This window comes from Micromonospora sp. CMU55-4, assembly GCF_011602315.1.
GTDB lineage: Bacteria > Actinomycetota > Actinomycetes > Mycobacteriales > Micromonosporaceae > Micromonospora > Micromonospora chalcea.
Window position 1 is genome coordinate 21,514 of record NZ_JAAOLH010000021.1, and the last position, 25,390, is coordinate 46,903.

Genomic DNA, 25,390 nt, shown 5'->3' on the forward strand with positions numbered 1-25,390 from the left:
CGAACGCGACCATTGGTCCCTTTTCTGGCGATTCATGCTCGACCGGTGAACAGCCACAGCGCCACCAGCAGGTACGGCAGCACCGCGACCGCGAAGGCAGCCGGGTTGCCGACCGCGCCGGCGAGCAGCCCGTACCCGGCGTAGAAGGCGACGATGGTCAGGTCGGTGGCCATCCCGGCCAGCGACGTGACGGTGGCCCGCGCCGACCCGGCGATCCGGGCCTGCAGCCGCACGTCGGCGAGCACCGTGGCGAGCTGGAACGCGGCGAACGCGGCGGCCAGCAGCACGAACCCCGCCGGGTGCCGCAGCAGCGCCCCGGCCGCCGTCGCGCCCGCCGCGAACACCAGCAGGCCCGCGTACCCCCGGTGGGACAGCCGCTCGCCCAGCGGCGCGAGCAGCCCACCCACAGTCATCCCGGCCCAGACCAGCAGGAGCAGCAGCGGTACGCCCACCTCGGCCATGCCGGTGTCGGCGGCCAGCAGCCCTGTGTACTCGTCCAGCCCACCCCAGATCGCTGTCACCGCCGCGACCAGCAGCACGGCGGCCCGGACGCGGCGGTCGGCGCGCACCTCGCGCAGGCCCAGGCACAGGCTGTTAAGCCAGCCGGGCTCGTCGTCACCCGGCGCGGCACTCGCGCGCGGCCCGTCCGGCTCGCCACCTGGAACCGGCGCGGACGATCGTGGGCGGTGTTCCGGGAAGCGGGCCGCGACGGCTGCCGCCAGCAGGCAGGTCGCCACGCTGGCCGCGCCGACCGCGAGGTAGCCGCCGAGCGCGTACGCCGGCCCGGCGAGCACCCCGGACCCGACGGCGCCGAGCACCTCGGCGGTGCGGGCCCGGCCGATCAGCCGGGCGTACCTGTCGGCCGCACCGAGACGTTCCAGCTCGGTGAAGACCAGTGCCTCCAGCGCGCCCGAGCGCAGCGCACCACCGGCGCCCCACAGCAGGAAACCCACGGCGAACGCCGGGTAGGACGGCAGCAGCACCCAGAGCGCGAAACCGGCGGCGGCGAGCAGCGGCGCCAGGCACAGCAGCAGCCGGCGCGACACCGTGTCGGCCCACACCCCGGAGGGCACCTCCAGCACGATGCCGGCGGCCGCCCAGAGCACGAACAGCGAGGAGATCTGCCCGACCGACAACCCGGTGTCGGCGAACAGCAGCACGTAGAGCGGGTAGAGCAGGACGAGGTCGGTGAGGAACGCGTACCCGTAGAGCGTCGCCGCCAGGCGGCGGGTCGCGGATACGCGGGCAGGAGCGACGAGCATGGGACCTTCCCACGGGACGTGACGGACACCGGCCGGAATGCACGGCGTCCGCGGCGGCCCGCGGCCTCGTCGCTCAGTAGGGCATCAACATCGCCAGGTCATGCCGGGATCCTATCCGCCGCGAGGCGCCCCGGTGGTCCCCCGGCGGGCACGAGATCGGGGCGGGACCGTGCGGTCCCGCCCCGAGTGTCACTGCCGCCAGGTCAGCGGCGGAACTTCTCCACGTCGGCCTGCGGGATGACCATGGTGGCCTCGCTGTCCGCGGCCTGCTCGGCGGTCGGCTGACGCGGCGTGGCCGGCTGGGTGCGGTCGGAGTCCGCGTACGCCGGAATGTGCTGCGTGGCCTCCGCCGGCACCGGCTCGGTGGCGTCCGCACCGGCGGCGGCCGGGGTGGCCGGGTACGCGGGGACGGGCTGCGTACGGTCCGCCTCGGCGTCCCGGCTCACCGGCTGGGTCAGCTCGGAGTCCGCGTACGGGCCGGTGGCGGCCAGACGGGCCTCGACGTCGCGGCGCCCGGCCTGGTACGCGCGGGCGTGCGTGGCGATGGTGCGCGACTCCTCCTCGGCCCGGGTCAGCCAGTTCTCCCAGCGGCTCTGCATCGGCCGGACCAGGCCGCCGCCGACGCCGACGACCAGGATGCCGCCCACGGTGGCGAGCACCGCGATCAGCACCGGAGTGGTGACAGTGGTGGCGACGCCGATCTGGTTGAGCGCGGCGATGACGCCGAGGCCCAGGATGAACACCGAGGCGAGGTTCGCCAGCACCCGGCCGTAGGAGAGGCCGCCGAGCGCGCTGGAGATGATGTCCTTCACCGCACGGGCGATGGCTGCGGCGACCACCACGATGACGATGGCGACGAACGCCCGGGGCAGCCAGGCGATCACACCGGCGATCAGGTCGGAGATCGGGTTGGGGCCCCAGATGCCGAACGCGAGCTGGAGCGTGACCAGCAGCACGCCGTAGTAGGCGAGCTTGGCGACGATGTCGCTGGCGTCGTACTTGGAGCGGGCCAGCGCGGTCTTGATGCCGCCGCGCTCGACGGCCCGGTCGAAGTGGACCCGCTCCAGCACCTTGTCCACGAGCTTCAGCACGGCCTTGGCGATCAGCCAGCCGGCGATCAGGATCGCGACGAACGCGACCGCCTTGGGCAGGAACAGCATCACCGAACGGAACGCGTCGCCCACCGCGTCCCCGAAGTTGTCTCTCATCGAAGGGCCTCCACGTACGTGGTCCAGGTTTGTTCGGGTGGGGCTACCCGGACCCGCGCGCGGGGAAACGCGGTCAGCCGCCGGGACAGCGGTATCTGACGCGGGTGCCGGCCTGCATCGGCGCCGGTTCGATGATGTTGACGGTGGCCGTGCCGACTGTCGTGCCCACTCCGGAGAACGTCCACTCCAGGGTGAGGGTCGCGGTGTGCTGCCCGCTGCCGACCCGCTCGGTGAGCACCGCGCCGGGCGGGCCGTCCGAGCGGAACCACTGGTAGCGGATCGTTCCGGCGCGCCCGTTGGTCCGTACCGTGGCCACCACGTCCACCGTCACGTCGCACGCGACACCGGCCGGCCGGTTCGCCGCCACCGACACCTGCTCGACCTCCATCGGGCGCAGCCGCTGCCACAGGTACAGGCCGACAGTGAGCAGCAGCGCGGCGGTGAGCAGCGTGGACAGCACCGAGACGACACGCCGCCAGACCGGTCGCGGCCGGATCGGGGGCGCGGTCGGCCAGGGCGGCGCGGGCGGCGGCGTCACCGGTACGCCCGGCCCGAAGCGCAACTCGCCGCCGGGCGCGGGCGCCGGGACGCCGCTGGGCGCCCGCGCGCCCACGGTCCGATCCGGGTACGCCCCGGCGCCCGTTGCCGCCGGCGGCCCGCCGGCCTGGTGCCCATGCGGTACGCCGGTGGGCTGCCACGAGACGGTCGGCTCCACGCCCGGGCCCCTGGCCGGCGGCGCCGGCCGCGGACGCACTGTCGCCTGCCCGGTCACGGTGCCCGGGGCCGGAATCGGAGCCGTTGCCGGAGCCGGAGCCGGACTCAGGTGGACGGTCGGCTCGGCATCTGGCGAGCGGTCCACCTCCGGCCGGGCGAGTGGCACAGTGGGTTCCGCGCCGTCCACGGCCAGCGGCACCGTCGGCTCGCCGTTCACCGCAGACAGAGAAACGGTCGGCTCCGCCTCGGCGGCGGCGCGGGGCGCGACGAGGTGGACTGTCGGCTCGGCGGCATCGGCGTCCCCGGGCGGGGTCACCGGCAGGGCGCGGGTCGGCAGCGCCTCGGTGGGCTCGTCGGGCCGGGTCACGCCGGACGTCCCCGGAACGGGATGCGGTGCTGGGCAGCGGGCACTGTCGTACTCCTAGCCGGGGGTGCAGTCGTGGTAGAGCGTCACGTACACCGGTGACGCCGAGGTGGTCGTGTTGCCGGCGGCGTCGGCGGCGGTGACCCGGATCGGGATGCGGGCGCTGCGCTTGGGCGTGGACAGCGGGCCGAGCGTGCCGGTGAACACGCCGCGGCCGGCGGTGGCCATCCGGACCGTTCCGGTGGCGCCGTCGAGGGTGTAGCCGAAGGTGACGGTCAGCGCGGCCGGGGAGCTGCGGTCGTCGGTGACGGTGGCGGTGACGGTGCTGCTCTTCGCGCCGTAGGGGCAGCCCTTCGGGTCCAGCTCGCCGGGGTCGGCGCTTACCCCGTCCACGACCGGCGCGGTCACGTCCGGCGGTGGCGGGGTGGTGCTGCGCGACGCGCTGGGGGTGGGCGTGCCGGCGCGGGTCGGCGACCCGGTCCGGTCCGGGGTGGCGGACGGCGCGGGCGGTGGTGACGCGGTGGGCGGGGTGGGTGTCGGCGACGGGCTCGGCGTCCCGGCGGCGGTCGGGTCCGGTGTGGGCGCGGTCGTGGTGGCCGGGGCGGCGCTCGCCGGGCCGGTGGGGGCGGCGGCGTCGGTGCCGTCGTTGGCGGCGTAGCTGTAGCCGGCGCCGCCGGCCACGACGGCGGCGGCCAGGGCTCCGGCGGTGAGTGCGGTACGGGTGCGGCCCTTGCGGAACAGTCCGCGCCGGCCGGAGCGCGCGCCGAGCGCCGTGTCCGCCACCTCGGTGTGGGCGACGGCGGTGGCCCCCTCGGCCCGCTCGGGGAACGGCCACAGCGCGGCCAGCAGCGCGGCCCGGCGGCCCAGCTCGCGCAGCCCGCGTTCCTCCCACTGCGGGCCGTAGCCGGCGCCGGCCACCTGTTCCAGCAGGCCGAGGAACGCCTCGGCGGACTCGGGCCGCTCGTCGGGGCGCTTGGCCATGCCGTGGCGCAGCAGCTCGTGCACCGGCGGGGGCGCCGCCTCGGCGGGGATCGGCGCCAAGGCGTGCTGGTCGCGCAGCGAGAGCAGGTCCGGTCCCTGGTACGGGGGCCGGCCGGTGAGGCATTCGAAGAACGTGGCGGTGGCGGCGTAGACGTCGCACGTCGGGGCGGCGGGGGCGCCGGTCCACTGCTCGGGGGCCATGTAGCGGGGCGTGCCGGAGACAGTCGTGTCGGAGCCCTGGCCGACCGGCATGGCGATGCCGAAGTCGGCGAGTTTGCTCAGCCCGGCGCCGGTGACGAGCACGTTCTCCGGTTTGTAGTCGCGGTGCACGACACCGCGGGCGTGGGTGGCGGCCAGGCCGGCGAGTGAGCCCTTGAGGACGCAGAGCGCGGCCTCGGGCGTGGTCGGGCCGTGCGCGCGCAGCATCTGGCGCAGCGACACGCCGTCGACCAGTTCCATCACGATGGCCGCGCCGTGCGGGCTCTCCACGTACTCGTAGAGGCGGCTGACGTGCGGGTCGTCGATCTCGCCGAGCAGCCGGGCCTCGGCGCGGAATGCGGTCCGGAACGACGAGTCCTCGCCCAGGTCGCGGACCAGGTACTTGATGGCGACCGGGGTGCCGGTCCGGTCGTGGGTGGCGAGCACGACGCTGCCGGACGCGCCGGCGCCGAGCCGGCGGACCGGCGTGTAGCCGGACAGTTCCCAGCCGCTCATGCGACAGACTCCACCGCGTCCCACGGGCGGGTGTCGGATGCCGCCTCGCTGGTCATTCTCACCGGGCCGGGGCGGCCGGCCATCGGCGCAACGGCTGCTTCCGGCCGCCGGTCGGCGGCCGGGCGCCCGCGCGGCACGGCGCGGCGCGGTAGGTGGTCGGTTTCGGACACACCGCCACGAGTACCAGATCCCGGCAACCACCCTCACCTCGTTGATCATGAGGTTGGCGTGGACAAAAGGGACCGACATCGCCGTCAACTTCATGATCGACGGAACAGGCGGAGGGTGGCGGTCAGAAGCGGCGGGGTGGGGGGATGCCTGCGGGCGGAGGGGTGCGGAGCAGCCAGATCGGGTTGCTGGCGCCCACGATCTCGCCCTCGCGGTCGCGTACCTGGGTGCGCACGTACGTGCCGGCGCCGACGCGCACCGGCTGGTCGTGCCAGCCCGCCCGCAACTGCCGCCACGGAACCCGCCCGACCCGGACCGCCGGAGTCGGGTCCGCGACACCGGCCCGGTCGACGTCGCCGGTGACCACCTCCAGCGTGGCCCCGGCGGGCAGGTCGGTGGCGCGCAGCCGCACCGTGACGGGGTCCTCGGCGAGCACGGCGAGCGCGCCCATGCCGCTGCGGCCACCGAGTTCCAGGTCCAGCGCGCCCCGGTAACCGGCCAGGTCGGCGAACCACGCCTGCCCGGCGCGCAGCGCCGCTACCAGGTCGTCACGGCCGGTCGAGGCCGCCCAGACGGAGGTGACGTTCCGGTCCCGGCCGGCCCGCCAGTCGGTGCCGTCGTGGTCGTCGGTGACCCCCACGGCGGTCAGCGGGATCGCGTTGCGGGCCGCCACGTCGTACGCCCAGAGGTAGTCCTCGACCGGCCGGCGCCCGATCTCGATCAGGTCGACGCCGAGCGCGTTGCGGCTGACCAGCAGCCGGGCCAGTGACTCGCGGCGTTCGGTGTCCAGCGGATGGTTCCAGCACACCACCCCGCCGTGCGAGTGCAGGAACCGCACCATCTTCTCGGTGGCCTCGACATCGTTGTCCCGGTACGGCGGGGACGGGAAGCTCGGCAGCGTGCCGTCGCCTCCGAACCAGTTGAGGTGCCGCACCATCGACACCTCGTACGCGCGGTGGTGGGTCACGCCCGGGTACGCCCCGTCGTAGCCGCGCAGCACCTCGGCGCGCATCTCCTCACCGGCCTGCCCGGCCCGGCGGGCGCGGTCGAAGACGAGCCGGTCCACCAGGTACGCGCCGCGCGCGCCTTCTGCCACCGTGACGCCGAGGCGCAGCCCGCGCAGCGAGTTGTCGCCCGCCACCAGGTCGGGCCAGAGCCGCCGCACGTCGGCGAGCAGCTCGAACGTGTGCCGCTGCCAGGCGCCGGCCGGGGCGGGCCGCTCCACGGTGCCGAAACGGCCGTCGACGGAGTGCCGGACCGTGTCGACGCCGCCGAGGCGGTAGCGCAGCACGAGCTGCCCGGCGGGGCGGCCGGTTCCGGCGGGGTGGTGCGACAGCGCGATCTCCACGGTGAGCGTGGCGTCCCGGCCGGCGGCTTCGGGGCGTACGTCGAGGTGCAGCGTGGTGTCGGAGATGTTGGAGGTGTGCGTCCAGTTCCACGCCTTGCCCGCGTACCAGTGGGCGCCGGTCCCGGCGGCGACCAGGCGCAGCGCGCGGCCGGGACCGTCAGGGGCGTCGGGGACGTCCACGAAGTCGGCGGCCGACGCGGTGAGCCGCCCCTCGGTGGCCGGCTGCCACGTCCAGGCCAGCCCGCCCTCGCGTTCCTCCGGGCCGTCGAAGTGGACGACCCGGCGGTGGTCGTGGGCGGCGACCCGGAAGTCGTGGTCGGTCCACCAGAGCACGTCGACGGCATTGCGGCGGGCCTGGTCGAGGTGGGCGGCGTAGCTGGCCACGCCCTCGCTGAACGAGGCGTGCAGGTGCATCGCCATGCTGATCGGCCGCCGTCCGCGCGGCGCGGGCGGCGGTGGCCGCTCGTTCGTGGCGGCCAGGCCGACCGGCACGCCGATCCCGGCCACCGCGAGTCCGCCCGCCGCGACGAGCACGCTGCGCCGGTCCAGCCGTGCGCGACCTGCCATGCCCCTCCCCCATCCGCCGGGGCCAGCGTACGGGCGGGCGGTCAGCGCGGGGGCGCCGCCACCCGGCCGGCCAGCGGCCGCCCGGTCAGACGGCGGAGCGTCAGGTACGCCTCGCAGCCGAGGCAGAGCCCGAACGCGGCGTTGAGGAACGCCGCGGCGAGCGCCGCGCCGGTGGCGGCCAGGCCGAGGGCGGGCATCCCGGCGAGCCAGCCGGCCGCGCCGACGACGCTGAAGACCAGGCCGACGAGCTGGGCGAAGCGCACCGGGGCGACCGGCTCCAGCTCCGCCGGCGGGTCCAGCCGGGGCGCCACCAGGGCGCGGAACAGCAGGCCGTACGGGCCGAGGCGCGGGTTGAGGGCGGTGAGCGCGAACACGACGGCCTGGGCGAGCAGGAGCAGCCCGGAGCCGGTGACGAGGACGACGGCGAGGACGACTGTGGTGAGGACGGCGGCGAAGCGCGGTCCCCGGGGGTCGAGCAGCATGGGGTGGGTCCGTTCGTGCGGGGGCGGTCGGTCAGGCGGGACGGACCGGCGCACAGAGGCTCGCGGCGAGCCGCCCGTGGTCCACCACCCGGCGGCGGGTCAGCCGTACGCCGGTCATCGGGCCGCCCCGGCGGTGAGCGCGGCGATCAGCTCGTCGCGGTCGGGCACGCCCGCGGCCCGGCGCACGACGCGGCCGGCGCCGTCCACCACCAGCACGGTCGGGGTACGCCACACGTCCAGTTCCCGGGCCGCGTCGAGGTGCTCGTCCACGCCGACCTCCAACACCGTGACCCCGTCGAGGCGGGCGGCGACGTCGGCGAGGACCCGGCGGGCGGCCCGGCAGGGCGCGCAGACCGGGGCGGAGAACTGCACCAGCGTGCGCTCGCCGGGGCGTACCCCGAGGGCAGTGAGGGTGGCCCGGTGCGGCGCGGCGGCGTCCGATGGGCACTTCCGGACGGCGCGCAGCCGCCCGTCATGGCGGCGGCGCCACCAGCCGAACGCGGTGGCGGCCGCGAGCACCGCGACGAGCACGAGAATCCCGGCCGGGCTGGGCGACTGCACGGGTCCAGGCTGCCACGGCCGATCACGACGCGACATGGTCCGTCCCGGTCAGCGGACGTGAGATCGCCTACTCCGGCGGTAGGAGCGGCCCGGCGAACGTCGCTTTTGTCCTCTGGCGCGCCGCGCCGCCTTGGCAATATTCTCCACCTCGCGCGCAGCCGTTGGAGTTCCTTTACATCACCCGGCCCCGGCCGGGCCATCGAGGAGGCGGAATGCACTTCGACCACCCCGAGCTGGACCGCCGTACGCTGCTGCGGGCCGGTCTCGGCGCCGCCGCGGTCGCGGTCGTCGGGAGCGAGCTCGTCCGGCCGGCCGCCGCGCACGCCGCGCCGGGCGCGGACCTCGACTGGATCATCAGTTGCGACGAGTGGGCCGCCCGCCCGCCGGCCGATCCGCTGTCGGTGAGCGCGACCCCCACCAACAAGATCATCGTGCACCACATGGCGTTCCCGAACGTCACGGACTACTCCGAGGAGCACGCCAAGCAGCTCGCCCGCGACTGCCAGGACCTGCACATGGACGGCAACGGCTGGTCCGACACCGGGCAGCACTTCACCGTCAGCCGCGGCGGCCACGTCCTGGAGGGACGGCACGGCAGCCTGGACCGGCTGCGCGCCGGCGACCGGCAGATGATCGCCGCGCACTGCCCGGGCGAGAACGGGCGGGCCATCGGCATCGAGAACGAGGGCACGTACGTCACCGAGACGCCGCCGGAGGAACTGCTCGACTCCCTCGCCCGGCTGTGCGCCGCGATCTGCCGGCAGTACGGGCTGCACGCCCACGACATCTTCGGCCACTGGGACTTCCGGGCCACGCTCTGCCCGGGCGCGATGTTCTACCGGGAGTTCCCGGCGCTGCGCCGCGCGGTGTTCAAGCAGCTCGGCACCAGGCTCGGCGACGTGCCGGCCCGCCGCTGGCCGGACATCTGGCGCTTCGTCGGCGGCCCGGTGGTCCAGGTCGCCCAGCGCCTGCTGACGTTCCGCGGCTACACCGTGCCGGTCACCGGGGTGTTCGACGCGGCCACCGTCGCCGCCGTGCAGGACTGGCAGGCGCGCAACGGCATCCCGGTCGACGTCGACGCCACGCTGACCGCGCCGACCTGGGAGACCCTCGCCCCGGAGCTGGACCAGAAGTCCACCGGCGTCCCGGTGGCCGCGGCGCAGTTCATGCTCGCCGCCAAGGGCTACGCCGAGGTGATCGAGACCGGCGAGTACGACCACGCCACCCGCACGGCGGTGAAGGACCTCCAGCGCCTGCACGGACTACCGCCCAACGGCAAGATCAGCACCACCACCTGGTGCGCGCTGGTGGGGGGTGTGGTGCGCCAGTCGTTCCACAAGCACTGACGGCGCACCGGCGGGGAGAGCGGTGGGGGTGGCAACGGCGCCACCCCCACCGCGTCGTTACGGCCGGGATCACGGCGAAACGTCGGCATTGACGACTGGTGAACGACGGCTATCCCGGACGGCGGTGGTGCCCCGATCATTGCCCGCAGATAGATATGAGTCATTCTCACCTCCGGGCAGGACGCCCGGGCGCGGAGGCCGAGACGCCGTCAGCCGGGCGTACCGAACGGCCCTACTCCGCGTCCCCCGGAGGATCGCCATGCCATTACCCGCCATCCGTGCCCGCCTCGCGGCGCTCACCACCGCCGCCCTCACCGCGAGCGTCCTGACGGTCATCGCGCCGTCACCGGCGCTCGCCGCCACCACGTTCACCCCCGACGACTACTGCCTCGGCCAGTGCGCCGACATCCTGCCGCCCGGGCAGAACGGCAACGCCACGCTCGTGGCGATCCTCGCCCACCAGACGCTCGGCACCCGGCCCGCGCACTCCAGCGACCAGCTCGACGAGTACGCCAACCTGGTCTACAACTACGCCGGGCTGACCGACGAGCAGATCGCCCACTTCTACAACGACGCCTCGTTCGGCGTCCCCGACGCGCAGGTCGAGAGCAGGATCTCGCCACGCTCGGACGTCACCATCGTGCGGGACAAGGCCACCGGCGTCCCGCACGTCACCGGCACCACCCGCGGCGGCACCATGTTCGGCGCCGGGTACGCCGGGGCCCAGGACCGGCTCTGGGTGATGGACCTGCTGCGGCACGTCGGCCGCGGCAACGTCAGCTCGTTCGCCGGTGGCGCCCCCGGCAACCGCGAGCTGGAGCAGAGCGTCTGGGCCAACTCGCCCTACACCGAGGCGGACCTCCAGGCCCAGGTGGACGCGCTGCGCCTCAAGGGCACCCGGGGCCAGCAGCTCTACACCGACGTGGCCGACTACATCGCCGGCATCAACGCCTACATCGACAAGTCGATCGCCGACGACAACTACCCCGGCGAGTACGTGCTCACCGGTGCCGGGAAGCCCAAGCACTTCACCATGACCGACCTGATCGCCACCGCCGGCGTCATCGGCGGGCTGTTCGGCGGAGGCGGCGGCAGCGAGGTCCGGTCCGCGCTGGTCCGGGTGGCCGCCCGCGCCAAGTACGGCCCGACCGAGGGCGACCGGGTCTGGGCGGCGTTCCGCTCGCAGAACGACCCGGAGACCGTGCTGACGCTGCACGACGGGCAGAGCTTCCCGTACGGCGCGACACCGCCCGGCGCCACCAGCGCGGTGCTGCCGGACGCGGGCACCGTGGTCGCCGAGCCGCTCGCGTACGACGCCACCGGCGGGGCCGCCGCCCGCACCGGCAGCAGCGCCGCCACCAAGGACCTGCTCGGCGGCCTGTCCACCCTGCGCACGCACGGCATGTCCAACGCGGTGGTGGTCTCCGGCCGGCACACCACCACCGGCAACCCGGTGGCCGTGTTCGGCCCGCAGACCGGCTACTTCGCCCCGCAGCTGCTCATGCTCCAGGAACTGCAGGGGCCGGGGATCAGCGCGCGCGGCGCGGCGTTCGCCGGGCTGAACCTCTACGTGCTGCTCGGCCGCGGCCAGGACTACGCGTGGAGCGCCACCTCCGCCTCCCAGGACCTGACCGACACGTACGCGGTGCCGCTGTGCACCACCGACGGCACCGCGCCGACGCTGCGTTCCAACCGCTACCTCTACCGCGGGCAGTGCGTGGCCATGGAGGTGCTGGAGAAGCGCAACTCGTGGTCGCCGACGCTCGCCGACTCCACCCCGGCCGGCGCGTACACGCTGCGCGCGCTGCGCACCAAGTACGGGCTGGTCGCCTACCGGGGCATGGTGAACGGGCAGCCGACCGCGTTCACGAAGCTGCGCTCCACCTACCGGCACGAGGCCGACTCGGCGATCGGCTTCCAGGCGTTCAACGACCCGGCGGCGATGGGCAGCGCGGCGGCGTTCCAGGCGTCCGCCGCGAACGTCGGGTACGCGTTCAACTGGTTCTACGTCAACTCGACCGAGGCGGCGTACTACAACTCCGGCGCGAACCCGGTCCGCCCGGCCACGCTCGACCCGAACCTGCCGGCCAAGGCCGAGCCGGCGTACGAGTGGGTCGGCTGGAACCCGGACACCAACGACGCCACCTACGCACCGGCGTCGGCCCACCCGCAGTCGGTCAACCAGGACTACTACGTCAGCTGGAACAACAAGCAGGCGCGGGACTTCGGCGCGGCCGACGGCAACTTCAGCTACGGCGCGGTGCACCGCGGTCAACTGCTCGACGGCCCGGTGAAGGCCGCCATCGCCCAGCGCAAGCTCAGCCGCGCCGACGTCGTCCGGATCACCGCCGAGGCGGGAGTCACCGACCTGCGTGGCCAGCAGGTCCTCGGCGAACTGCTGCGGGTGCTGGACAGCACGCCGGTCACCGACCCGGCGCTCGCCGCCGCGGTGACCAAGCTGCGGGCCTGGCAGCAGGCCGGGTCCCGCCGGGTGGAGACGTCACCGGGCTCGAAGGTCTACCAGCACGCCGACGCCATCCGGATCTTCGACGCCTGGTGGCCGCTGCTGGCGGCGGCGCAGTTCCGGCCCGGCCTCGGCCCCGACCTGTACGGCGCGCTGGTCGACGCGCTGCAGGTCAACGAGTCGCCCTCGGGCGGGCAGAACGCGGCGCGCGACGGCAGCGTGAGCTGGGCGTCGCAGGGCCAGGCGCACAAGGGCTCGGCGTTCCAGTACGGCTGGTGGGGCTACGTCGACAAGGACCTGCGCGCGGTGCTCGGCGACCCGGTGGCCGGCGGGCTCGGGCGCACGTACTGCGGCAACGGCAACCTGGGCGCGTGCCGGCAGGCGCTGCTGGACACGCTCGGCCAGGCCACCGCCGCCCCGGCGGCCACCGTCTACCCGGGTGACTCGTCCTGCGGTGCCGGGGACCAGTGGTGCGCCGACGCGATCGCCCAGTCCGGGCTCGGCGGCATCACCCACCCGTTGATCGGCTGGCAGAACCGGCCCACGTACCAGCAGGTCGTGTCGTTCCCGGCGCGCCGGGGCGACACGGTGACCAACCTGGCGCAGGGCCGTACCGCCACCGCGTCCAGCACGCAGTTCCTGACCAGCAACACCCCGGCCAAGGCGGTCGACGGCAGCCTCGGCACCCGCTGGGCCAGCAGCTACAACGACAACCAGTGGCTGCGGGTCGACCTCGGCTCGGCCCGGACGATCAGCCGGGCGGTGCTGCGGTGGGAGGCCGCGTACGCCACCGGCTACCGGATCGAGGTCTCCGCTGACGGCAACTCCTGGCAGCCGGTGTTCAGCACCACCACCGGCAACGGCGGCGTCGACAACGTGACGTTCGCCCCGGTCAGCGCCCGTTACGTGCGGATGTACGGCGTGACGCGGGCGACCTCGTACGGCTTCTCGCTCTACGAGTTCGAGGTCTACGGACGGTGAGGCGCACGCGGCCGGTCGGCGGGAGCCATCCGCCGGCCGGTCGCGTGCGTCCGGGCAGGTCAGCCGCGCCTGTTCGAACATGTGTGCGAGGATGGCGGGGTGTCGAGCGAGGCCACCATCCTGCACGCCGACCTGGACGCGTTCTACGCCTCGGTCGAGCAGCGCGACGACCCCCGGCTGCGCGGCCGGCCGGTGATCGTCGGCGGCGGCGTGGTGCTCGCGTGCAGCTACGAGGCCAAGGCCCGGGGCGTGCGCAGCGCCATGGGCGGCCGGCAGGCGCGGCGGCTCTGCCCGGACGCGATCGTGGTGCCGCCCCGGATGGCCGCGTACACGGCCGCCAGCCGGGCGGTGTTCGAGATCTTCCGGGACACCACCCCGCTGGTCGAAGGGCTCAGCATCGACGAGGCGTTCCTCGACGTGGGCGGGCTGCGGCGGCTCGCCGGAACGCCGGCCGCCGTCGCGGCCACGCTGCGGGAGCGGGTACGCCGCGAGGTCGGCCTGCCGATCACCGTCGGCGTGGCCCGGACGAAGTTCCTGGCGAAGGTCGCCAGCGGCGTGGCCAAGCCGGACGGGCTGCTGGTGGTCGAGCCGGAGCGGGAACTGGCGTTCCTGCACCCGCTGCCGGTGGAGCGGCTGTGGGGCGTCGGCCCGGTCACCGCCGCCCGGCTGCGCGAACGCGGCATCTGTACCGTCGGGCAGGTGGCACGGCTGGACGAGCCGGCGCTGGTGTCGCTGCTCGGCGCGGGCGCCGGCCGGCACCTGCACGCCCTGGCGCACAACCGCGACCCCCGGGCGGTGCAGGTGGGCCGCCGCCGCTCCTCGATGGGCGCGCAGCACGCGCTGGGGCGCGGCCCGCACTCCCCCGCCGAGCTGGACGCGGTGCTGGCCGGTCTGGTCGACCGGGTGGCCGGGCGGATGCGCGCGGCCCGGCGCACCGGCCGCACGGTGACGCTGCGGCTGCGTTTCGCCGACTACACGCGGGTCACCCGGTCGCACACGCTCGACGAGCCGACCGCGCAGACCGCGCCGCTGCGCGACGCCGCCCGTGACCTGCTGGGCGCCGCGCTGCCGCAGATCGCGCTGCGCGGCGTCACGCTGCTCGGCGTCTCGGTGGCAAACCTCGGCGGCGGGCACACCCAGCTGGCCCTGCCGTTCACCGCCGACCCGGGTCCGGCGCTGGACGCCGCCGTCGACGCGGTACGCGACCGCTTCGGATCACGGGCGCTGACCCGTGGGGTGCTGCTCGGCCGCGATCCGGGCGTCGAGATGCCCCGGCTGCCGGACTGACCGCTCCGCCTCCTCCCCCGGTAGGAGGCGCGCTCCGACCCGGGGTCACGGACGCGGCCTGCGGACGGGCGCGCGGGTCCCGGTCCGCCACCAGCATCTACAGGCATGACTACCGTGCGGAACCGGGCGGCCGGATGGCACCGCCCCCTGATGCTCCTCGTGTCCGCGATGGCGGTGCTCACCGTCGTCGCCGCGGTCGGCGTCGTCGCCGACCCGCGCGTGCTGACCGGCGCGCCCATCTGGGCCAAGCCGCTGAAGTTCGCGATCTCGTTCGTGCTCTACGGCGTCACGCTGGCCTGGATGCTGTCCCTGCTGCCGCGCCGCAGCCGGGCCGCCGAGCGGGCGGCCACACTCATCGTGGCCATGGCGGTGCTGGAGATGACGATCATCGTGGGCCAGGTGCTGCGCGGCACCGCGAGCCACTTCAACGGCGCCACGACACTGGACGCGATGCTGTACAGCGTCATGGGCGCGGCGATCACCGTGCTGTTCGCCGCCCAGCTCGTGCTGGCGGTCGTGCTGTCCCGCCGGTCGCTCGCGGACCGCGCCGGCGGATACGCGGTACGGCTCGGCCTCGCCGTGTCCCTGCTCGGCATGGTCGTCGCGTTCCCGATGGTCATGCGGCAGCCCGCCGGAGCGCCGGCCGGGATCAGCGGCGCGCACAGCGTCGGGGTGCCCGACGGCGGTCCCGGGCTGCCGCTGCTCGGCTGGAGCACCACCGGCGGCGACCTGCGCGTCGGGCACTTCGTCGGGATGCACGCGCTGCAGGCGCTGCCGCTGCTGGCGATCCTGCTCGACCGGTTCCTCGGCCGGCGGCTGGACGGGCTGACCCGGGCCCGGCTGGTGCTCGTCGGCGGGGCCGCGTACGCGGGACTCACGCTGCTGGTGACCGCCCAGGCCCTGCGCGGGCAGCCGCTGCTCGCCCCGGACGCGCTCACGCTCGCCGCGGCGGGAGTGCTGGTGGCGGCCACGGCAACCGCCTCCGCGCTGGTGCTGGCGCGCCGGGCCCGCCGCGCCGGGGTGGTGCTCGTCGGATGACCGGGATCCTGTTCGACCTGACGTTCCTGCTCGCCGCCCCGTTCTGGGCGCTGATGATCCTCGCGCCGCGCTGGTCCTGGACCGCCCGGATCGTCGGCTCACCGCTGATCGTCGCGCCGGTGCTGCTGGTCTACGCCGTCCTCGTGCTCCCGTCGCTCGGAACGGTGCTGCCGGTGGTGACAGCGCCCACCCTCGACGGGCTGCGGGACCTGCTCGGCACCGCAGACGGCGCGGCGGCGGCCTGGGCCCACATGATCGCCTTCGACCTGTTCGTCGGCCGGTGGATCTGGCAGGACGCGCGGGAGCGCGGGCTGCCGGCCCTGCTCACCGCTCCGGTGCTGCTGCTCACCGTCCTGCTCGGCCCGCTCGGGCTGGCCGTCCATCTCGGACTGCGCGCCGTCCGGCGGCGGCGAGCCAACGCGGTGGCCCCGGCCGCCCCGGTTGCCTAGGCTGACGCGGTGGGCTGGGTCGGTCGGCTGTTCGACGCACGCGACACGCTCGCGCGGATCCTGCTGCTGGATCTCAGCGGCATCGGCTACCTGGTCGTCGGCGTGCACGGCCGCCCCGGGCCCACCGGAACGCAGTGGGCGCTGGCGGTCCCGGCGTTTCTCCTGGCGCTGTTGTGCCACCGCCGGCCGCTGCTGAACCTGCTCCTCCAGTCGGCGCTGCTCGCGGCGGCGTTCCCGCTGGTCGACGACGTGATGATCAACCAGGTCGGCGCGAGCTGGGCGCTGCTGGAGCTGACCATGCGGGCCACCCGGCCGCGCACGATCTGGCTCGGCGCCGGGCTGCTCGCCGCCGTCGACCTGACCAATTTGATCGGCGAACCGGTCCGCACAGCGCTGACCGGGCTGTTCGGGCTCGCCGTCACCGTCTGCCTGCCCCTGCTGCTCGGGCTGGTCGTGCGGACCACGAGGGAGCTGAGCCGGCAGGCCGAGGAGCGGGCCGAGGCGGACCGGCGCCGGCGCGAGTCGGAGAGCCGGGCGGCCCGCGCCGACGAGCGCGGCGCCATCGCCCGGGAACTGCACGACGTGCTCGCGCACCACGTCGCGTCGATGGTGCTGCGGGTCGGGGTGGCCCGGCACGTGCTGCCCGACCTGGACCCCCGGGTCGGCGCTGTGTTCGACGACGTGCACGCCACCGGCACGGCGGCGCTGACCGACCTGCGGCGGCTGGTGGCGGTGCTGCGTGACCCGGACGGCGTACGCGGCGACGCCGCCCTGACCGCGATCGAGCCGTCGGCGCTTCCGGCGGCGCTCGGCGCGGCGGTGGACCGGGCCCGGCAGGCGGGCGTGGTGGTGGAGGCCGACGTCGACCCGGCTGTCGGCGCGCTCGACGCGGTACGCGGCCAGGCGGTGCTGCGACTGACCCAGGAGGCGTTGACGAACGTGGCGAAACACGCGGGCGCGGCGGCGCGGGCGCAGCTGACCGTGTCGGTCGAGGACGGCGCGGTGCACTGGGCGGTGTCCGACGACGGGCGGGGCGCGGCGCCGGCCGGGGTGCCCTCCGGCGGCGGCCACGGCATCGTCGGCATGCGGGAACGGGTGGAGGTGCTCGGCGGTCGGCTGGAGGCCGGGCCCACCGGGTCCGGCTGGCGGGTACGGACCGTGCTGCCGGCGGCCGGGCCCGCCCCCGACACGCCCCGCCCCCGCGCGGGCGCGCCGGAGCCGGCGTGATCCGGGTGCTGCTGGTCGACGACCAGCACCTCATCCGGGCCGGTCTGCGGATGCTCTGCGACGCCCAGCCCGACCTCGACGTGGTCGGCGAGGCCGACAACGGCCGGGACGCGATCGCCCTCGCCGCCCGGCTGCGGCCGGACGTAGTGGTGATGGACCTGCGGATGCCCGGCGTCGACGGCATCACCGCGACCAGCCGGATCCTCGCCGACCGGCCCGCCACCCGGATCATGGTGCTCACCACGTTCGGCGACGACGACCACCTCTACCCGGCGCTGACCGCCGGCGCCTGCGGCTTCCTGCTCAAGGACGCGCCCCCGGCCGACCTGCTGGACGGCATCCGCCGCGCCGCCGCCGGGGACAGCCCGTTCAGCCCGGAGATCCTGCGCCGGCTGGTCGAACGCGCGGTGCACGCCCGCGCCGGCGCGCCCCGGCGCGCGGCCGAGCTGACCGCCCGCGAGCGGGACGTGCTGGACCTGGTGGCCGATGGACTGTCGAACACCGAGATCGCCGACCGGCTGCACATCGGCGTGACCACGGTGAAGACGCACATCACCAGCCTGATGACGAAGACCGGCAGCCCCAACCGGGTACGCCTGGCGCTGTGGGCGCGCGGCGGCTGAGCGGCTCACTCCTCGATCGCGCCGCCCACGGCGCGCAGGTGCGCCCGGAACGTCAGCGCCGGGTCGGCCGCGCGGGCCGTCAGGTAGGCGGCGAAGCCGACCTGCGACCGCAGCGACTCGCCGGCCCGGATCCGGTCGGCCTGCCGCCGCTCGGTGTCCCGGATGGACTCGGCCAGGCCGAACAGGTCCCCGGCCCGGTCGGCGGGCACGAACAGCACGCCGTCGTCGTCGGCCAGGGCCAGGTCCCGCGGGCCGACGGTGAACGACCCGACCCGGGCGTGCTCCAGTGCCCCGTCCGGGCGCGGGTCCAGCTCCAGCGGCCCGCTCGGGGTGGCGCCGCGGCTGAACACCGGCAGCCCGACCGCCACCAGGTCGACGGTGTCGCGGTGCGCGCCCCACACCACCAGGCCGGCCAGCCCGGCGGCCCGCGCCTCCAGCACCACCAGGTCGCCGACGCAGGCCCGGTCGGTGCGCCCGCCGTCGTCGACGACGAGCACGTCCCCCTCGGCGGCCCGCTCGATCGCCTCGAGGAAGACGTCCACGCTGCCGACGTGCCGGGCCGGGCGGACCGGCCCGGCAAGCCGCCGCCCGGGCAGCACCGGGCGTACGGCGGCCGGAGCGCACCGGACCTCGACGCCGGCGCGCAGGCAGGCGTCGGCGACGTGAGCGGTGGTCAGCGCGGCGAACCGCGCGACCAGCGCGGCGTGACGGGTGTCCATGGGCCGACGCTAACGAGCCGGACCGGCCGGGGCAGGTGCCAGTTGCCGCCCGGTGGCCTTCGACAGCCCTCAGCCGACGCGGGTCGGCGGGCGGAACATGTCCGGGCGCCGACCGGGCACGCCCCGCCCGGCCACCCGGCGCCGGACCGGCCGGCTCATCCGGGCCCGGATCGGCGGGCGCGCTTCGGCCTCGCCCGCGCCGGCGGCCCGGCGCACGCTGCCGTTGGCGTCCTCGGCCCGGCAGCCGGTGGCCCGCAGCAGCTCGCTCTGCGCGGTCCGCAGGTCGCTGATCATCGCTTCGCCGTAGGTGCGCACCCCCTGCGACCACGCGCGTCCGGCCAGCTCCGCGCCCTCCCGCACCAACTCCCGGGTGCGTTCCAGGTCCTCGTCGTCGCCGCCGCGGCAGGCCCGGTTCAGCTCCCGCGTGGCCGCGCCGAGGCGGACCACCGCGTCCGGCAGCGCGGGCGGGATCGGCTCGTCGTACTGCAACGCGGTGGCGGAGCGCCGGGCGATCGACCGGGCGTAGAGCACCAGCCGTTCCAGGTGCTGCGTCGCCTCGGCGTACCTGTGGAACTGGGCCCGGCGGCGCCAGCGGGCGGGCGCGATGGTCACCACCTCCTCGGCCCCGCTGAGCGCGTCGTTGAGCCGCCCGATGTCCGGCTCGAGTCCGCGCAGGTCCTCCAACGCGCGCTGAGCCTCGTCGGCGTCGCGCCGGGTCAGCGCGTGCGCGACGGCGTCGAGTTGCGCGGTGAGCCCGGCGGTCACCGGCTCCACCGCCTTGCCCAGCACCCGGATCGGGTTGACCGGCAGCAGCAGCGCCACCACGAACAGGCCGACCAGCCCGCCCACCAGCGCGTCGAAGAGCCGGGGCAGTTCCAGGCCGGGCTGCACCGGCGCGAGCGTGGCGATCAGCACCGCCGTACCGCCCGCCTGGCCGACCAGCGCGCCGCCGCGCCCGGCCACCAGCAGCGCGGTGGCGATGGCGAGCGTGACCACCAGGCCGGTCTGCCAGGAGCCGCTGCCGAGCAGGGCGCGCAGCAGGTCACCGACCACGATGCCGAGGCCCACGCCGATGAGCAGTTCGAACGTGCGCCGGGCCCGCTGGCCGATCGCGGTGGCGATGGTGCCGACCGCGGCGGCCGGGGCGAAGACGTGCCCGCCGGAGCCGAGCAGCCACTGGGCGAGCAGCGCGGCGAGCGCCGCGGCCAGCCCGGCCTGCGCGGAGATCACCACGGTGATCTCCAGTTGGCGCATCCGGTTCCGGCTGGCCATGCCGCCCTCGGCACGGGCCCGGGCGAGGGCGCTGCCGCCCCGCTCGACCACCCGGTCCAGGGGCGAGCGGACGGTGTCGCGAGGGCGGTCGGCCATGTCGCCGGTTACCCGCCCCCGTGCCGGTGAATCGTCCGCCCGGCCCGGCCGGCGCCCGGATCAGCGCCCGAAGGTGCGGTCGAGCAGGTCGAACAACGCGGCCCAGTGCCGCTTCGTGGCCTGCTCGTCGTACATCGGCGTGTCCGACTGGGTATAGCCGTGGCGGGCGCCGGGATAGACCTCGGAGCGGTAGGTGACACCGGCCGCGTCCAGCGCCTTCTCCAGCACGGCGATCTGCTCGGCGGTCATCGACGGGTCGGCGTCGGCGTGCCCGAAGTAGAGCTCGCCGCTCACCGCGCCGAGGCCCAGGTGCGGGCTGTCCGGCGCGTCAGTGACGACCCGCCCGGCGTGGAACGCGGCCGCCGCGGCGATCCGGTCCGGCAGCGCCTCGATCGCGCGCAGCGCGTTCATGCCGCCCATGCAGTACCCGGTGATCGCCGCCGGACCCGGCGCGACGTCCGGCTGGGCGGCGAGGAAGTCCAGGTAGGCGGCGGTGTCCCGGGCCACCGTCTCCGGCGTCAGCGCGGCCATCATCGGCCCGATGCTCTCGAACAGGGCGCCGCGGCGGCTGTCGTCGGCGAGCGCGCCGAGGTCGATCAGCGGGGCGCGTCCGGCGCGGTAAAACAGGTTGGGCGCCAGCACGACGTATCCGCGCTCGGCGATCGTCGCGGCCATCTCCGCCACCCGGGGCCGCAGCCCGAAGGCGTCCATGAACAGCAGGACGGGCGGGAAGGGGCCACCGGAGTCCGGCCGCGCCAGGTAGGCGTCCGCCGTTCCGTCGGGGGTGGGCACGTCCACGGTCGTCGGCTGCACTGTCGGGGCCTCCTTGCTGCGGGTTCCGGGCTGCACGCTACCCCCGGCCCGGCGGCGCCGGCGCCTCGGGCTCGCGACCCGTTTGCCGACGTCCAGCGTGGGAATCCGGCAATCCCAGCGGAGGAAGGCGGCGAGATGGACCAGGATCAGTTCATCGGCGCGGTGGCCCGGCGGTGCGGCGCGTCCGCGGAGCAGGCCACGGCGATCACCCGGGCGACGTTGACGACGCTGGCCGAGCGGATCGACGGCGGGGAGGCCCGCGACCTTGCCGACCAGCTGCCCGAGGCGCTGCGGGCCTACGCGTTCGGCCCGGCCGAGGCGGCCGAGCCGTTCGGGCTCGACGTGTTCGTGGAGCGGGTCAGCGGACGCGCCGACGTGGACGTGGACGCCGCCCGCGACGGCATCACGGCGGTGTTCGACGTGCTGCGCGACGCCGTCGACCCGGCCGCGTACACCCAGGTCGTCACGCAGCTTCCCGCCGAGTACGGCGACGTGGCCGACCGGAGCGCCCCGTACGTGCGGCGCACCGCGTGAGCGAGGACGCGCTGCGCCGCCCGCCCGAGGCCGACGCGCAGGAACAGCGGCAGGACGAGACGCTCGTCGGGCCACCCGACACGGTCGACAGGGCGGTGCCCGAGGCGAGCGAGGCGGACCTGGCCGAGCAGGGCGTGCTGCGCCCGCCGAGCGACCGGGCGGGCCTGGGCGAGTCGGTACGCGACGATCTGACCGCCGCCGACGCGGTGGAGCAGAACACGGAGATCCCGCTGCCCGACGAGGAGCACTGGGCCTGACCGGCTCAGTGGTCCGGGCTGTCCGCCCGGGCCATCAGCCGCAGCGCGTTCGGGTCCAGACCGATGCGGACCGGGGTCTGCCCGTACGGCTCGCCGTCGACCTCGATGCGGGCCGGCCGGTCGGTGTCCAGCCACAGCTGGCGTACCGCCAGGAACGGCTCGTCGCCGAGCGTGCGGCGGTGGCCGGCCGCCGCGTTGCGCGCCGTCTCGCGCAGCAGCCCGCGCCGGGTCGGCCCACCCACCGGGTACGCGACCAGCAGCCGGTCGTCGGCGGTGGCGTCGGCGGTGATCGGGCGGCCGGCGTGGAAACCGCCGTTTGCCACGTACACCTGATGGGTGGTGAACGTGCGCTCGCGTCCCTCGGCGCGGACCGTCACGCGCAGCGGCCGGTGCCGGGCCAGCAGACCCAGCCCGGTCATCGGGTACGCGAGCCGCCCGGCGGCCCGCTTCAGCCCCGGCGGCGCGGCCTGCATGATGTCGGCGGACAGCCCGATCCCGACGTGGTTGGTGAACCGGGTGTCGCCGATCAGGCCCAGGTCGACGTCGATCACCTTGCCGTCGGTGAGCACCGCGATCGCGGCGTCCAGGTCGAGCGGCACGCCGACGGTGCGGGCGAAGTTGTTGGTGGTGCCCAGCGGCAGCAGACCCAGCGCGACGTCCCGGTGGGCGAGCAGCCGGGCGGCCGCGCCGACGGTGCCGTCGCCGCCGCCGGTGACCAGCAGGTCCGGCCCGAGGTCGGCGGCCTCGGCGAGCACCCGGTCCAGTTCGCCGGGCCGGTCCACCGGGTACGCGCCGAGCAGCGTGAACCCGGCCGCGCGCAGGCGTGCGTGGACGGTGTCGTAGAGCCGCCGGCCACGGCGGGAGTGGGCGTTGACCACCAGCGCCGCCCGCCGTCGTCCCCGGATCGCCGTGGTCAGCTCCTGCTTGCTCCGCACGGTTGCGACAGTAGCCGCCCCGCCCGGCAGCGGTCCGGTCGCGCTGCCGACGTGGACGGCATCGGTTACCGTCGCGACGGCCGTGATCGTCGATCTTCGAGGGTGGATGTCCCGATGAATCAGCCGGCAACACCGCAGGCGCCAGCGCCCCAGCACACCCAGCCGAACCGCCCGGCGCGGACCCTGATCGGGCTGGCGCTGATCGTCCCGGCCGTGATCGCCTGGGTCTGGTCGTACGTCCTGCCCACCCTGTCCACAGTGGCCCGCAGCTTCCAGGGTGACGGGCCGCGCGGCTCGGGCGAGTCGGCCGGTACGGCGAACTACGAGGCCGCCCTCACCTCCGGCTTCGCCGGGCAGGTCGGGTTCGCGGTGCTGCTCGCCCTGATCCCGCTGGCGGTGGCGCTGCTCGCCGCGCCGCTGCTCGCCGTCCTCGCCGACCGGGCCGGCCGGGTCGCCCGCCTGGTCACCCGGGGCGTGCTGGCGCTGCCGCTCGCCGCGTACGCGCCGGTCGCGGTGTACCTCGGCCGGCGCGCCGAGGGCATCGAGGACGGCACCCTGACCCAGGATCTGCAGTCCCCCCGGACGTTCCTCGTCTCGGCGCTGGCACAGGTGACGTTCGGGCTGGTCGTCGCGGTGGCCGCGACGCTGTACCTGAGCGCCCTGCGCCGGCGGGACCCCGACCAGCGGCCCGCGCCCGCCATGCTGACCGTCGGCGGGCTGCTCGGCCTGGGCGTCCTCGCCGCCGCCCTGCAGACCTACACCGCTCCGGTGATCCTGACCGGCGGCGGGCCGCGCGGCGAATCCACTGCGACGCCGGTGTTCACCGCCGTGCAGACCACCTTCCGGACGATGCGCTTCGGTGTCGGGTCCGCCACGTCGACGCTGCTGCTGGTGCTGCTCGGGCTGCTCGGGATGGCCGCGGTGGCGCTCATCCTGGCCACCCGGCTGCGCATCGAGTTCGACGGCTGGCGGGACGGCCCGTCCGTCCGGGAGGCGGAGTCCTTCACCGGCCGCCGGCCGCTGCTCGTCGGGCTGACCGCTGTCGCGCTCGTCGTCGTCCTCGGCGTGACCGTCTGGGCGTCGCTGCCGTGGCTGCGGAACTTCTCCGCCGACACCGGGCCCCTGCCCAAGGGGGTCGAGACGGCGAACCTGTTCGCCAACACCTGGGTGCCGCCGCTGCTGTCCACACTCGTCGCGGTGACGGTCGCGGCGCTGGCCGGGTTCGGGATCGGCGCGCTGCGCCCGCTGGGGCGCTGGAGCGAGCTGCTGCTGGTGCCGTTCGCGCCGTGGTTGTTCGTCGGCGCCGGCCCGCTGGCCATCGCCAATTTCGAACGCACGACGGAGCGCGAACAGCTGGGCCTGTTCCTCGGCCTGGTGCCGCCGACCTGGCTGTCGGTGCCCGCGCTGTTCGCGTTCACGCTGCTGTTCCGGGGCCAGCACGAGCGGTGGCGTTCCGGCGGCGGCGCCGGCCGTACGCTGCTGCTGCCGGCGCTGCCGATGCTGGCCGTGACCGCGTTGCCGACCTGGCTGGCACACGCCCAGTCGCCGTTGTGGTCGATGCTCGTAGGCCGGGGCCCGGACAGCCTCACCGCTCCCGCGCTGGTGCAGATGATCGCCGGCCGCGCCTTCGGCGCCGGGGGCGAGCTTCCGCTGGGCCTGGTCCTGCCGCTGCCCATGCTGATCCTGTTCGTGGTGTTGTTCGTCGCGCTCATGGTCGGCTACCTGGATCGGCTCGCCGTCCGGGTGGGGCGGCGCGGCGGCCCGGACGCGCCGCCTACCGGGGCGCGCGAGCCTGCCGCCAAGGTCACCGCATAGGGAAACCCCCGATTACCGGCGGTGACGTCGCGCCTAGCGTCGCAGGCATGGCAACTGACGCGCTCACACCGGCCCGGACCGCCCGTCTCCACCGCGCCCGCCTGGCGCTGCCCCTGGTGCTGCTCGCCCTGCTCGCGCCGGCCGGGTGCGACTCCGGCGGCGACGTGCTCGACGGAGGCGCGGCCGACACCGTGGCGGGCGAGGACGGCGGCGACACCGACGCGGGCGCGGTGGACGACGTGCGGCCGCCGTGCCCGTTCACCGCCGCCCAGGTCTCCGAACTGGTCGACCGGAAGCTGCGCGACGAGGGCAACTGCTCGTTCGGCGACGGCATCGCCCAGCTGGCGGTCACCACGGCCTCGGCCACCGCCGGCAAGGCCACCTACGACTACCAGCACGAGCAGGCCGGCCAGCAGTACGAGAAGGTCGTCGACCTGGACCGGGGCGAGCGGGGTTACCTCGCGGTCAAGGACGTGCGCGGCGAGGCGGTGCTGATCGACGGCAAGGGCACGTACACGGTGACGATCAGCAGCTTCGGCGGCGGCACCGCCGGCAACGAGCAGATCCTGCGCCGCACGCTCGACGCGATCCCGGCCTGAGCGGGGGCCGGCATGCGAACCCGTCGACTGATCGCGCTCGCGTTGACCGCGATCCTGCTCACCGCGTCCGCCGGTTGCGGCGGCGACGAACCGCCGGCCGCCGGTGCCGCCGCGCCCGGCGCGGGCTCGCCGGTCGCGGACCCGGCCGGGGAGGCGCCGGCCGAGCCGAGCGCCGAACCGGTGGACGACGCCGCCGGGCCGGACGCCTGCGCGCTGGTGTCCAAGGCCGACGCCGAACGTCTCGCCGGCACGCCCCTCGACGAGCCGGTCGCCGCCGGGCAGTCGTGCACCTACACGGGGCCGACGAGCGGGCCGACCGCCCAGGTCGAGGTGTTCGTCGGCGACGGCGCCAAGAAGTACCTCGACATCGAGCGGCAACTCGAGCACGAGATCCGTGAGCTGGCCGGCACCGCCGACGAGGCCCTGCTCACCGCGGAGGCGTTCTTCCTGCGCAAGGGCGACCTGTGGGTCGCGGTGCGGCTGGTGCGGCTCAACGACCCGCAGGAGAACCGGGCGCCGCTGGAACGGCTCGCCCGTACCGTCGCCGGTCGGATGTGAGGCGGCCG

Annotated in this window: 23 protein-coding genes; 12 read left to right on the top strand and 11 right to left on the bottom strand. The window is 75.2% G+C overall.

The genetic code is table 11. The features are described 5' to 3' along the window. Positions 1-32 precede the first annotated feature (32 nt). The 7 genes from HA073_RS27505 to HA073_RS27535 all read right to left on the bottom strand — a co-directional run bounded on the left by HA073_RS27505 (position 33) and on the right by HA073_RS27535 (position 8,369). Complete coding sequence (locus HA073_RS27505) at positions 33-1,262, bottom strand: MFS transporter (protein WP_166457623.1); 1,230 nt, start codon at positions 1,260-1,262, stop codon at positions 33-35. Positions 1,263-1,465: 203 nt separating this feature from the next. Beyond that, complete coding sequence (locus tag HA073_RS27510) at positions 1,466-2,470, bottom strand: hypothetical protein (protein WP_043323872.1); 1,005 nt, start codon at positions 2,468-2,470, stop codon at positions 1,466-1,468. 73 nt (positions 2,471-2,543) lie between these two features. Continuing rightward, entirely contained in the window at positions 2,544-3,551 is a 1,008-nt protein-coding gene (locus tag HA073_RS27515) for a hypothetical protein (protein WP_166457624.1), read from the bottom strand. A gap of 54 nt (positions 3,552-3,605) precedes the next feature. Beyond that, positions 3,606-5,243: a serine/threonine-protein kinase gene (locus tag HA073_RS27520; protein ID WP_166457625.1), complete on the bottom strand. Its 1,638-nt coding sequence runs from the start codon at positions 5,241-5,243 to the stop codon at positions 3,606-3,608. 292 nt (positions 5,244-5,535) lie between these two features. Continuing rightward, complete coding sequence (locus HA073_RS27525; protein ID WP_166457626.1) at positions 5,536-7,326, bottom strand: hypothetical protein; 1,791 nt, start codon at positions 7,324-7,326, stop codon at positions 5,536-5,538. 41 nt (positions 7,327-7,367) lie between these two features. Next, complete coding sequence (locus tag HA073_RS27530) at positions 7,368-7,808, bottom strand: DUF4395 domain-containing protein (protein ID WP_166457627.1); 441 nt, start codon at positions 7,806-7,808, stop codon at positions 7,368-7,370. A 114-nt stretch (positions 7,809-7,922) separates the two neighbouring features. Continuing rightward, positions 7,923-8,369, bottom strand: a complete 447-nt coding sequence (locus tag HA073_RS27535; protein WP_231915435.1) for a thioredoxin family protein — start codon at positions 8,367-8,369, stop codon at positions 7,923-7,925. A 212-nt stretch (positions 8,370-8,581) separates the two neighbouring features. Between HA073_RS27535 and HA073_RS27540 the strand changes: the two genes are divergently transcribed. The 7 genes from HA073_RS27540 (at position 8,582) to HA073_RS27570 (ending at position 17,784) form a co-directional block, all read left to right on the top strand. Further along, a complete protein-coding gene (locus tag HA073_RS27540; protein WP_140946560.1) occupies positions 8,582-9,715 on the top strand; it encodes an N-acetylmuramoyl-L-alanine amidase in 1,134 nt (377 codons plus the stop codon). Between the two features lie 259 nt (positions 9,716-9,974). Continuing rightward, entirely contained in the window at positions 9,975-13,160 is a 3,186-nt protein-coding gene (locus HA073_RS27545) for a penicillin acylase family protein (RefSeq protein ID WP_104114170.1), read from the top strand. 99 nt (positions 13,161-13,259) lie between these two features. Next, a complete protein-coding gene (dinB, locus tag HA073_RS27550; RefSeq protein ID WP_166457628.1) occupies positions 13,260-14,447 on the top strand; it encodes a DNA polymerase IV in 1,188 nt (395 codons plus the stop codon). A gap of 105 nt (positions 14,448-14,552) precedes the next feature. Then, on the top strand, positions 14,553-15,485 hold the full coding sequence (locus tag HA073_RS27555; protein WP_064445878.1) for a hypothetical protein: 933 nt from the start codon (positions 14,553-14,555) through the stop codon (positions 15,483-15,485). Beyond that, positions 15,482-15,934 carry an ABA4-like family protein gene (locus HA073_RS27560; protein ID WP_064445877.1) on the top strand — a complete coding sequence of 151 codons (453 nt, stop codon included), beginning with the start codon at positions 15,482-15,484 and terminating at the stop codon, positions 15,932-15,934. The genes HA073_RS27555 and HA073_RS27560 overlap by 4 nt, the downstream gene beginning before the upstream one ends. Positions 15,935-15,943: 9 nt before the next feature. After that, positions 15,944-17,161, top strand: a complete 1,218-nt coding sequence (locus HA073_RS27565; protein ID WP_064445876.1) for a sensor histidine kinase — start codon at positions 15,944-15,946, stop codon at positions 17,159-17,161. Then, positions 17,158-17,784, top strand: coding sequence for a response regulator transcription factor (locus HA073_RS27570; protein ID WP_043323860.1), 627 nt, complete (start codon positions 17,158-17,160; stop codon positions 17,782-17,784). The genes HA073_RS27565 and HA073_RS27570 overlap by 4 nt, the downstream gene beginning before the upstream one ends. A gap of 5 nt (positions 17,785-17,789) precedes the next feature. On the opposite strand, the gene HA073_RS27575 is transcribed toward HA073_RS27570, so the two are convergent. From HA073_RS27575 to HA073_RS27585, 3 genes are all read right to left on the bottom strand, one after another. Next, a complete protein-coding gene (locus tag HA073_RS27575; RefSeq protein WP_069088635.1) occupies positions 17,790-18,503 on the bottom strand; it encodes an RraA family protein in 714 nt (237 codons plus the stop codon). A gap of 69 nt (positions 18,504-18,572) precedes the next feature. Beyond that, entirely contained in the window at positions 18,573-19,871 is a 1,299-nt protein-coding gene (locus HA073_RS27580; RefSeq protein WP_166457629.1) for an aromatic acid exporter family protein, read from the bottom strand. Positions 19,872-19,931: 60 nt separating this feature from the next. Continuing rightward, entirely contained in the window at positions 19,932-20,684 is a 753-nt protein-coding gene (locus tag HA073_RS27585) for a dienelactone hydrolase family protein (RefSeq protein WP_166457630.1), read from the bottom strand. Positions 20,685-20,819: 135 nt separating this feature from the next. Here HA073_RS27585 and HA073_RS27590 point away from each other — a divergent pair, with 135 nt between their 5' ends. Beyond that, positions 20,820-21,218, top strand: a complete 399-nt coding sequence (locus HA073_RS27590) for a DUF2267 domain-containing protein (protein ID WP_104114165.1) — start codon at positions 20,820-20,822, stop codon at positions 21,216-21,218. Continuing rightward, the gene (locus HA073_RS27595) at positions 21,215-21,475 is read left to right on the top strand and encodes a hypothetical protein (RefSeq protein ID WP_064445871.1); all 261 of its coding nucleotides are present in this window, start codon (positions 21,215-21,217) and stop codon (positions 21,473-21,475) included. The genes HA073_RS27590 and HA073_RS27595 overlap by 4 nt, the downstream gene beginning before the upstream one ends. Positions 21,476-21,480: 5 nt before the next feature. Here the strand turns inward: HA073_RS27595 and HA073_RS27600 are convergent, their stop codons facing one another. Beyond that, positions 21,481-22,410, bottom strand: a complete 930-nt coding sequence (locus HA073_RS27600; protein ID WP_166457631.1) for a diacylglycerol kinase family protein — start codon at positions 22,408-22,410, stop codon at positions 21,481-21,483. A 114-nt stretch (positions 22,411-22,524) separates the two neighbouring features. On the opposite strand from HA073_RS27600, the gene HA073_RS27605 reads away from it, so the two are divergent. The 3 genes from HA073_RS27605 to HA073_RS27615 are packed head-to-tail and all read left to right on the top strand — an operon-like array spanning position 22,525 to position 25,382. Next, positions 22,525-24,225: a sugar ABC transporter permease gene (locus tag HA073_RS27605; protein WP_240925992.1), complete on the top strand. Its 1,701-nt coding sequence runs from the start codon at positions 22,525-22,527 to the stop codon at positions 24,223-24,225. A gap of 47 nt (positions 24,226-24,272) precedes the next feature. Continuing rightward, complete coding sequence (locus HA073_RS27610; protein WP_104114162.1) at positions 24,273-24,824, top strand: hypothetical protein; 552 nt, start codon at positions 24,273-24,275, stop codon at positions 24,822-24,824. A 12-nt stretch (positions 24,825-24,836) separates the two neighbouring features. Further along, on the top strand, positions 24,837-25,382 hold the full coding sequence (locus tag HA073_RS27615; RefSeq protein WP_166457632.1) for a hypothetical protein: 546 nt from the start codon (positions 24,837-24,839) through the stop codon (positions 25,380-25,382). Positions 25,383-25,390 lie beyond the last annotated feature (8 nt).